This window comes from Aeromicrobium flavum (assembly GCF_007992115.1).
Taxonomy (GTDB): domain Bacteria; phylum Actinomycetota; class Actinomycetes; order Propionibacteriales; family Nocardioidaceae; genus Aeromicrobium; species Aeromicrobium flavum.
The window spans coordinates 187,299-196,741 of sequence record NZ_BJZQ01000005.1; the positions used below are offsets into that span (position 1 = coordinate 187,299).

8 protein-coding genes are annotated in these 9,443 nt (G+C 71.4%); 5 read left to right on the forward strand and 3 right to left on the reverse strand.

Annotated elements, in window-relative coordinates; genetic code table 11:
- Nucleotides 1-25: 25 nt before the first annotated feature.
- The 4 genes from AFL01nite_RS15705 to hrpA are packed head-to-tail and all read left to right on the forward strand — an operon-like array spanning nt 26 to nt 5,843.
- Nucleotides 26-577 carry a DUF937 domain-containing protein gene (locus tag AFL01nite_RS15705; protein ID WP_146827055.1) on the forward strand — a complete coding sequence of 184 codons (552 nt, stop codon included), beginning with the start codon at nt 26-28 and terminating at the stop codon, nt 575-577.
- Nucleotides 578-596: 19 nt separating this feature from the next.
- Entirely contained in the window at nt 597-1,502 is a 906-nt protein-coding gene (gene ypfJ / locus AFL01nite_RS07660) for a KPN_02809 family neutral zinc metallopeptidase (protein ID WP_146827057.1), read from the forward strand.
- 4 nt (nt 1,503-1,506) lie between these two features.
- Nucleotides 1,507-2,247: a CPBP family intramembrane glutamic endopeptidase gene (locus AFL01nite_RS07665; RefSeq protein ID WP_146827059.1), complete on the forward strand. Its 741-nt coding sequence runs from the start codon at nt 1,507-1,509 to the stop codon at nt 2,245-2,247.
- 11 nt (nt 2,248-2,258) lie between these two features.
- Nucleotides 2,259-5,843 carry an ATP-dependent RNA helicase HrpA gene (gene hrpA / locus AFL01nite_RS07670; protein WP_146827061.1) on the forward strand — a complete coding sequence of 1,195 codons (3,585 nt, stop codon included), beginning with the start codon at nt 2,259-2,261 and terminating at the stop codon, nt 5,841-5,843.
- A gap of 9 nt (nt 5,844-5,852) precedes the next feature.
- Here the strand turns inward: hrpA and AFL01nite_RS07675 are convergent, their stop codons facing one another.
- On the reverse strand, nt 5,853-6,215 hold the full coding sequence (locus AFL01nite_RS07675; RefSeq protein ID WP_146827063.1) for an FKBP-type peptidyl-prolyl cis-trans isomerase: 363 nt from the start codon (nt 6,213-6,215) through the stop codon (nt 5,853-5,855).
- A 19-nt stretch (nt 6,216-6,234) separates the two neighbouring features.
- On the opposite strand from AFL01nite_RS07675, the gene AFL01nite_RS07680 reads away from it, so the two are divergent.
- The gene (locus AFL01nite_RS07680) at nt 6,235-7,254 is read left to right on the forward strand and encodes a zinc-dependent alcohol dehydrogenase family protein (protein WP_146827065.1); all 1,020 of its coding nucleotides are present in this window, start codon (nt 6,235-6,237) and stop codon (nt 7,252-7,254) included.
- A gap of 15 nt (nt 7,255-7,269) precedes the next feature.
- On the opposite strand, the gene AFL01nite_RS07685 is transcribed toward AFL01nite_RS07680, so the two are convergent.
- Entirely contained in the window at nt 7,270-8,484 is a 1,215-nt protein-coding gene (locus AFL01nite_RS07685; protein ID WP_146827066.1) for an acyl-CoA dehydrogenase family protein, read from the reverse strand.
- A 14-nt stretch (nt 8,485-8,498) separates the two neighbouring features.
- Nucleotides 8,499-9,443: acyl-CoA dehydrogenase family protein (locus AFL01nite_RS07690; RefSeq protein WP_146827068.1), on the reverse strand; the 945-nt coding region annotated here is incomplete at its 5' end.

Genomic DNA, 9,443 nt, shown 5'->3' on the forward strand with positions numbered 1-9,443 from the left:
GGACCGCATCGACGAAGGAGTCCCCATGGCCGGCCTCGACGACCTGCACCAGCTCATCCCCGTGGACCAGATCGCGAAGCGACTGGGCGTCGAGCGCTCCGCCGCCGAACAGGGCATCGAGGCGGCCCTGCCCGCCCTGCTCGGAGGACTCGAGGCCAACGCGAAGGACCCGAAGGGCGCCGCCTCGCTCGGAGGGGCGATCGCCTCGAAGGACACCTCCCTCGTGGACGGCGGCGTCGACGTCGATCAGATCGACACGGCCGACGGCGAGAAGATCGTCAAGAACGTCTTCGGCGAGAAGTCCGACGACGTCGCGGTCGCGCTCGGCTCGACGAGCGGCGCCCAGGACGCGGGACTCGTGAAGAAGCTCCTGCCGATCCTCGCCCCGATCGTGATGGCCTACCTCGCCAAGCGCGCCACCGGCAGCGGCCAGCAGGGCACCATCGCCGGCGGCGGCGGGCTCGAGGACCTCATCGGTGGGCTGCTCGGCGGCGGCGGGTCGTCATCGTCGAAGGGCGGGCTCGGCGGCGGACTGGGCGACCTGCTGGGCGGTCTGCTCGGCGGCGGCAAGCGCTGAGCACCCCTAGAATCGCGCCATGACGTTCAACGAGGGCGCGAACCTGGACACCAGTCAGGTCACCGGCGGCGGCAAGGGCGGCGCCGTGGTCGGCGGCGGCATCGGCGGCCTGTTGCTCATGCTGCTCTTCGCCTTCCTCGGCGGCAACCCGCTCGACGGCGGTGGCGGCACGGGCTCGGCGTTCGACGTCAACCAGGTGCTGACCGGTGGCAGCCAGTCGTCCTCGATCGACGTCAGCCAGTGCAAGACCGGCGCCGACGCGAACAAGGACGACACGTGCCGGATCATCGGCACGGTCAACAGCGCCCAGGACTACTGGACCGACGCGCTGCCCGCCGACGTCAACCGCCAGTACCGCGAGGCGCAGACCGTCATCTACTCCGGTGCGACCCAGTCACCGTGCGGCACCGCGTCGAACCAGACGGGACCGTTCTACTGCCCGTCCGACGAGCGCGTCTACATCGACGCCTCGTTCTTCGACCAGCTCACCAGCCAGTTCGGCGCCGACGGCGGCAACCTCGCGCAGATGTACGTCGTCGCGCACGAGTACGGCCACCACGTCCAGAACGTCCTCGGCATCCTCGCCAAGGGCCAGGACGGCAAGACCGGACCCCGCAGCGGCGGCGTCCGGATCGAGCTGATGGCCGACTGCATGGCTGGCGTGTGGGCCAACCACGCGGCGTCGACGCAGGACGCCCAGGGCAACACGCTCATCAAGCCCCTCACGCAGGGCGACATCGACTCGGCGCTCTCCGCCGCGGCCGCGGTCGGCGACGACCACATCCAGGAGGAGCTCGGCGGCGGCCGGGTCAACCAGGACTCCTGGACCCACGGGTCCAGCGAGTCGCGCCAGCGGTGGTTCCAGACCGGCTACGAGACCGGCAACGTGAACAACTGCGACACCTTCGCCACGAACGACCTGTGACCCCGTGACCCGGCGCCTGCGCGCCGAGGTCTGGATCGTCCTCGGCCTCTCCCTCGGCCAGTCGGCCGTGTACTCCGTCGTCAGCCTGGTGCGCAAGCTCAGCCAGGGACCGCTGCGCGACTCCACCGCCTCGCTCAACCAGTCGCGCGACGCCGTCCCGTGGCTCGACCTGACGTACCAGCTGCTCGCGATCGGCTTCGCGCTCGTCCCGGTGGCGCTGGCGCTCTACCTGCTGAGTCTCGACGCCGCTCCCCCGGTGCTGCGGCGCCTCGGCCTCGACGCCGGCCGACCGTGGCGCGACGTGGCGTTCGGTGCGGCCCTCGCCGCCGTGATCGGCATCCCGGGACTGGGGGTCTACTTCGGTGGGCGGGCGCTCGGCGTCACCGCCGAGATCGTCACGAGTCCCGAGGACCTCTACTGGTGGACCGTGATCGTCCTGGTGCTCTCCGCGATCCAGAACGCCGTCGTGGAGGAGGTGATCGTCGTCGGCTACCTGATGACGCGCCTGCGGCAGTTCGGCTGGGGCCTGCCGGCCGTGATCGCGGCGTCCGCCCTGCTGCGCGGCGGCTATCACCTCTACCAGGGGTTCGGTCAGTTCGTCGGCAACGCCGCGATGGGCGTCGTGTTCGCGTGGTGGTTCCACCGCACCGGCCGGGTCATGCCGCTGGTGATCGCGCACACGATCCTCGACGTCGTCGCCTTCGTCGGCTATGCCCTCTTCGCGGACCAGCTCGGCCTCCGGTGATGATGGGAGCGATGAAACTCGAGTTCGATCCCGGCCTGCCGATCACCGCGCGTCACGACGAGATCCGTGACGCCCTGCGCGATCACCAGGTGGTCGTCGTCGCCGGCGAGACCGGATCGGGCAAGACGACCCAGCTGCCGAAGATCGCCGCCGAGCTCGGGCGCACCAAGATCGCGCACACCCAGCCGCGCCGGATCGCCGCCCGCTCCGTCGCCGCGCGCATCGCGCAGGAGTGCGACGTCGAGCTGGGCGCCGAGGTCGGCTACGCCGTGCGGTTCGACGACAGGTCCGGGCCCGACACGATCGTCCGGCTCGTCACCGACGGGCTGCTGCTGACCGAGCTGCAGCACGACCGACGGCTCGAGCGCTACGACACGATCATCATCGACGAGGCCCACGAGCGGTCGCTGTCGATCGACTTCCTGCTGGGCTACCTGCGCGAGCTGCTCCCCCGCCGCCCCGAGCTGAAGGTCATCGTCACCTCCGCGACCATCGACGTCGAGCGCTTCGCCGACCTGTTCGCCACGCCCGAGCGTCCGGTCCCGATCATCGAGGTCAGCGGGCGCACCTACCCCGTCGAGGTCCGCTACCGGCCGCTCGACCGGGAGGACGACGTCATCGACGGCATCGTCAGCGCGGTCCGCGAGCTGCCGCGGGACGGCGACGTGCTGGTCTTCCTGCCCGGCGAGCGCGACATCCGCGACACCGCCGAGGTGCTCGAGGGCAAGTCCCTCGGCGACGTCGTGCCGCTCTACGGCCGCCTGGCGGCGCACGAGCAGCAGAAGGTCTTCCAGACCGGTCCGCGCCGGCGGATCGTGCTGGCCACCAACGTCGCCGAGACCTCGATCACCGTTCCCGGCATCCGCTACGTCGTGGATCCCGGCTTGGCGCGCATCTCGCGCTTCAGCGCCCGCCTGAAGGTCCAGCGGCTGCCGATCGAGCGCATCTCGCAGGCGAGCGCGTCCCAGCGCGCCGGGCGCTGCGGCCGCGTCGCCGACGGCATCTGCATCCGGCTCTACGACGAGGAGGACTTCGAGTCCCGTCCGGAGTTCACCGACCCCGAGATCCAGCGCACCAACCTCGCCAGCGTCATCCTGCAGATGGCCGCGCTCGACCTCGGCGACATCCGCGACTTCGGCTTCCTCGACGAGCCCGACCATCGCGCCGTCGCCGACGGCCTCGCGCTCCTGCGCGAGCTCGATGCGCTGGCTCCGCGGCTCGACGGCACCGACCGGCTGACGAAGGTCGGTCGCACGATGGCGCGACTCCCCCTGGACCCCCGCCACGCCCGCATGGTGCTGGCCGCCGACCGACTCGGCGTGCTGCCGGAGGTGCTGGTCATCGTCGCGGGCCTGTCGATCCAGGACGTCCGCGAGCGCCCGCTCGACAAGCAGCAGCTCGCCGACGCCCAGCACGCGCGCTTCCGGCAGCCCGACTCCGACTTCCTCAGCCTGCTCAAGCTCTGGGACTACCTGCAGGAGCAGCGCGACGAGTTGTCGCACACCAAGTTCCGCCGGATGTGCCACGACGAGTTCCTGCACTACCTGCGCGTCCGCGAGTGGGCCGACGTCAACTCCCAGCTGCGGCGCACCGCGCGCGAGCTCGGCCTCAAGCCCGGCAAGGTCCGCAAGGAGCCCGACGCCGACGCCATCCACCGCGCGCTGCTGCACGGGCTGCTCTCACACGTGGGCCTGCGCGACGCCGAGACCCGCGAGTACCTCGGGGCGCGGGGCGCCCGGTTCTCGATCTTCCCCGGCTCGGGCCTGGCCAAGAAGCCGCCGCGATGGATCATGGCCGGCGAGCTGGTCGAGACGTCGCGCCTGTTCGCGCGCGACAACGCCCGCGTCGATCCGGTGTGGGTCGAGCAGGCCGCCGGACACCTGCTGAAGCACCAGTACTCCGAGCCGCGGTGGTCAGCCAAGCGAGGCGCCGCCGTCGCCACCCAGCGATCGACGCTCTACGGGCTGCCCGTCGTCGTCGACCGCACCGTCATGCTCGCCCAGCACGACGCACCGCTGGCTCGCGAGCTCTTCATCCGGCACGCCCTCGTCGGCGGCGAGTGGCGCACGCACCACCGCTTCTGGCAGCGCAACCAGGACCGCCTGGCCAGGATCGAGGAGCTCGAGGAGCGCGTGCGCACCCGGGGCATCCGGGTCGAGGACGAGACACTCGTCGACTTCTACGACGCGCGGATCCCCGCCGAGGTCGTCTCGGTGCGTCACTTCGACGCCTGGTGGAAGAAGCAGCCCGACAAGCGTGTCCTCGACTTCACCGACGACCTCTTCCGCGCCGAGGTCGACGCCGACGCGTTCCCGACGACGTGGACGTCCCAGAGCGCCGACTTCGACGGCGCGTACGACGTCTCGTACCGGTTCGACCCGCAGGCCCGCGACGACGGCATCACCATCACCGTCCCCGTCGACGACCTGCTCACGATCCGCGAGGACGAGTTCGCCTGGGGCGTCCCCGGACGCCGTCTCGAGCTGGTCACCGAGCTCATCCGCACCCTGCCCAAGGCCGAGCGCCGCCGCTTCGCCCCGGCGGCCCAGGCCGCCGAGCGGGTGCTGCCAGACCTCGACACCACGCGGGACCTGCGCACCGAGCTCGGCCGCGCGCTCGAGGTCGAGCCGTCCCTCATCGATCCCTCCGCGTTGCCGTCCCACCTGCGCCCGACGTTCCGCGTGGTCGACGGTGACCGCGAGCTCGCGTCCGGCAAGGACCTCGACGCCCTGCGGCGCGAGCTGGAGCCGCGCCTGCGTCGCGACCTCAAGCGCCGCGCCGAGAGCGAGGAGCGCACCGGCATCACGGACTGGGACTTCGGCGACCTCGAGCGCAGCATCACCGCGGGCCAGGTCACCGGCTACCCGGCCGTCGTCGACGAGGGGAAGAGCGTCGCGCTCCGGGTGCTGCGCACCGAGGCCGAGCAGCGCGTCGCGACCATCCGCGGACAGGCCCGGCTGATCGCGCTGTCGACGGGATCGCCCGTGGGCACGGTCGGCCGCACCCTGTCACTGCAGGACAAGCTCCTGCTCGCCACGTCCCCGCAGGGCGACGCCGCCGCGGTCATCGAGGAGTCGTGGCTGGCCGCACTCGACCACCTCGTCGTCGAGCACGGCGGGCCCGTGTGGGACGAGGCCGCTTTCCGCCGCCTACGAGACCTCGTGCGCGCCGACGCCGTGCCCCTCACCGAGCGGATCGTGCGCCAGGTGATCACCGCACTCCAGGCCCTGGGCGACCTCGACCCCGGCACGGACGAGGCCGGCGAGGACGTGCGCGTGCAGGTCTCGTGGCTCGTCCACCCGGGGTTCGTCCGCGACATGGGGGCCGATCAGGTCGGCCGGCTGTCGGTCTACCTGCGCGCGGCCTCCAAGCGGCTCACGTCGCCGAAGGACCCGGCGCCCATCTGGGCGCTCGAGGCACGGTTCCACGAGCAGACCAAGGACCTGCGCCCGTGGCAGCGCCTGTCGCCGCCGGTGCAGCGGGTGCGGTGGATGCTCGAGGAGCTGCGGGTCAGCGTCTTCGCTCAGGAGCTGCGCGCCGTCGGCCCGATCTCGGACCGACGGGTCGCGAAGGCCCTGGACGTGCTGCCCCGCTGAGGGGACGGCTCAGTTGACGCCGAGCAGGTCGATGACGAAGACCAACGTGCGGCCGGACAGGCGGTGTCCGCCGCCGGCCGGGCCGTAGGCCAGCTCCGGCGGGGCCACGATCTTGCGGCGGCCGCCGACCTTCATGCCGGGGATGCCCTGCTGCCAGGCGCCGATGAGCTGCGGCAGCGGGAAGCGAGCCGACTGGCCGCGGTCCCAGGACGCGTCGAACTGCTCGCCGGTCTCGAAGTCGACACCCACGTAGTGGACGTCGACGACGCCGCCGCTGACGGCTTCGTCGCCCTCACCGACGGTGATGTCCTCGATCACGAGGTCGGTCGGGGCGGGGCCGGGAGTGAAATCAACTTCGGGCTTTTCGCTCATGTCTGACATCCTTGCACGCATGCGCGCGACCGTCCTTCACTCCCCCGGCGACATCCGACTCGACACCCTCCCCGACCCCGTGCTCGAGGCCGACACCGACGCGATCGTCCGCGTCGTGGCCTCCTGTGTGTGCGGCAGCGACCTGTGGCCCTTCCGCGGCCTCAACGGCGAGCAGACCGAGGCGCAGCAGATCGGCCACGAGCAGGTCGGCGTCGTCGAGAGCGTCGGCAGCGACGTCTCCGGGCTCCGCGTGGGCGACTTCGTCATCGCGCCGTTCATGTACAGCGACAACACCTGCGCCCACTGCCGCAACGGCGTCCAGACCTCGTGCGTCAACGGCGGCGGCTACGCCGGCTGCCAGGCCGAGCTGGTCCGCATCCCGCAGGCCGACGGCACCCTCGTCACGGTGCCCGGCGAGGTCGACGACGACCTGCTGCCGCACCTGCTGGCGCTCACCGACGTGTTCCCCACGGGTCACCACGCCGCCGTCAGCGCCGGCGTCACCCACGGGTCGACGGTCACCGTCGTCGGCGACGGCGCGGTGGGACTCTCGGCCGTGCTGGCCGCGAAGCGCCTCGGCGCCTCCACCGTCATCGCGATGTCGCGCCACGAGGACCGCCAGGCGCTGGCGACGCAGTTCGGCGCCGACCACGTCGTCGCGACCCGCGGCAAGGAGGGCGCCGCCGAGGTCACCGAGATCCTCGGTGGCATCGGCGCCGACGCGGTGCTGGAGTGCGTCGGCACCGGCGAGTCGATGAAGCAGGCGTTCCTGTCCCTGCGGCCGGGCGGCACCGTCGGCTACGTCGGCGTCCCGCACGGGGTCGAGATGAACATCCCGGCGATGTTCCGCCGCAACCAGTCGCTGGCGGGCGGTGTGGCCCCGGTCCGCAACTACCTGGACGAGCTCCTCCCCGAGGTGCTCGACGGCAGCCTGCGGCCCGGGGCGGTCTTCGACGCCACCTTCGCGCTGGAGAAGGTCGCGGACGCCTACCGGGCGATGGACGAGCGGACCGCGATCAAGGCGCTGCTCCGTCCCTGATCGCGGCCCGGCGGGTCACTTCAGCTGCGAGCTGGTCAGGCCCAGCAGTCGTCGCGCGACGATGAGCTGCTGGATCTGCTGCGTGCCCTCGAAGATGTCGAGGATCTTGGAGTCGCGAGCCCACTTCTCGAGGAACTCGGTCTCGCTGTAGCCCAGCGAGCCGGCGAGCTCGACGCACTTGAGGGTGATGTCGTTGCCCGAGCGGCCGGCCTTGGCCTTGGCCATCGAGGCCTGCAGCGAGTTGGCCTGGCGGTTGTCGGCCATCCACGCGGCCTCGAGCGTGAGCAGCAGGGCGGCCTCCCAGTCGGCCTCCATCTGCAGGAACGTCGCGACCACGTGCGGCTGCAGCGCCGGCGAGCGGTCGTAGTCGATCGTCAGCCCGGCCTGCTCGATGAGGTCGCGCATGACCTCCAAGGAGGCGCGGGCGCAGCCCACGGCCATGCCCGCCACCAGCGGGCGCGTGTTGTCGAACGTGGCCATCGCGCCGGCGAAGCCCTTGGACGTGTCGATCTCGGGAGAGCCCAGCAGGTTCTCGGCCGGGACGCGGCAGTTGTCCAGCACGATGACGGCGGTGTCGGAGGCCCGGATGCCGAGCTTGTGCTCGAGGCGCTCGACCCGGATGCCCGGCAGCGACTTCGGCACGACGAACGACTTCACCGCGGCGCGGCCCAGGCTCTTGTCGAGCGTCGCCCACACGACGACGGAGTCCGAGCGCTCACCCGAGGTGACGAAGATCTTCTCGCCGTTGAGGATGTAGTGGTCGCCGTCCTTGATGGCGGTGGTCTTGATGGCCGCCGAGTCGGAGCCGAAGCTCGGCTCGGTGATGGCCATCGAGGCCCACGTGCCCTTGAACCGCTCGAGCTGCTCGTCGGTGGCGACCGAGGCGATGGCCGAGTTGCCCAGGCCCTGACGCGGCATCGACAGCAGCAGGCCGACGTCGCCCCAGCACATCTCGATGACCGAGAGCACCGACGCCATGTTGGTGGCGTTGCGGACGCCCTCGTCCTTCTTCTTGTCGCCCTTGACGCGGACGCCGGCCGCGCCGGCGCCGGTGCTGTTGCCCGACTCGTTGAGGCCGTCGATCAGCGAGGCCAGGAGGTCGAGCTCCTTGGGGTAGCTGTGCTCGGCCAGGTCGTACTTGCGCGAGTTGGCGCGCAGGAACTCGTTGGCCACGTCGTGGGCCTGCTGGACGAAGCCGCGGAACTTCTTGGGGGTCTCGAGGTAGATCATGGTGTGTCCCGTCCTCAGATGAGGACTGCTCCTTCCATCACGCCGACGGCACGCAGGTCGCGGTACCACCGTTCGACCGGGTGCTCCTTGACGAAGCCGTGACCGCCGAGCATCTGGACGCCGTCGGTGCCGATCTTCATGCCGTACTCGGTTGAGAGCCGGCGGGCCAGGGCGGCCTCGCGGGCGAAGTCGCTGCCCCGCTCGGCGCGCGACGCGGCCTTGAGGGTGACCAGGCGCATGCCCTCGAGCTCGATCGCCATGTCGGCGACCGTGAAGGCCACGGCCTGGCGGTACGCGATGGGCTCGCCGAACGCCTCGCGGGTGACGACGTACTCCTTGACGTACTCGAGCACGGACTTCGCGGTGCCGAGCGCCAGGCCGGCCCACGCGAGGCGCGACAGGCGGATCATCGTGCGGTAGTCCTCGGGCGAGCCCAGGATCGCGTCCTCGTCGACGCGGACGTCCGTCAGCTGGATGCGCGACAGGCCAGCGGCCCGCAGGCCCATGCCGGGGTCGGCGGCGACGGCGACGCCGTCGGTGCTGGACTCGACGATGACCATCGACGGGCCGCGCCCCTCGACGTCGGCGGCGATGACCAGCAGCTCCGCCTCCGCACCGCGGACCGCACCGGACTTGAGCCCGTTGAGGACGTAGCCGCCCTCGACGCGCCGGGCGACCGTCGTGAGGTCGAGCGGGTCGAACATCGGCACCGGCTCGGCCACCACGAGCGCGGCCGCCGGGACGTCACCCTCGGTGAAGGACGGCAGGTAGGTCTGCTGCTGGCCCTCGGTGCCCCACAGCGAGATCGCCGTGGCGACCGCCGACGGCGCGAGGCAGGCGACGGCCTGGCCCATGTCACCGTGCGACAGCGCCTCGGCCACGAGCACGCCCGTGACGGCCGAGCGCTCCTCGGAGAGGCCGCCGAGCGGCTCGGGGATGTTGAGCAGCGACAGCCCGAA

Excerpts from the sequence above, each read along its gene's own strand:
- AFL01nite_RS15705 (WP_146827055.1), top strand. The coding sequence starts at position 26 with ATGGCCGGCCTCGACGACCTGCACCAGCTCATCCCCGTGGACCAGATC.
- ypfJ (WP_146827057.1), top strand. The coding sequence starts at position 597 with ATGACGTTCAACGAGGGCGCGAACCTGGACACCAGTCAGGTCACCGGC.
- hrpA (WP_146827061.1), top strand. The coding sequence starts at position 2,259 with ATGAAACTCGAGTTCGATCCCGGCCTGCCGATCACCGCGCGTCACGAC.
- AFL01nite_RS07675 (WP_146827063.1), bottom strand. The coding sequence starts at position 6,215 with ATGAGCGAAAAGCCCGAAGTTGATTTCACTCCCGGCCCCGCCCCGACC.
- AFL01nite_RS07680 (WP_146827065.1), top strand. The coding sequence starts at position 6,235 with ATGCGCGCGACCGTCCTTCACTCCCCCGGCGACATCCGACTCGACACC.
- AFL01nite_RS07685 (WP_146827066.1), bottom strand. The coding sequence starts at position 8,484 with ATGATCTACCTCGAGACCCCCAAGAAGTTCCGCGGCTTCGTCCAGCAG.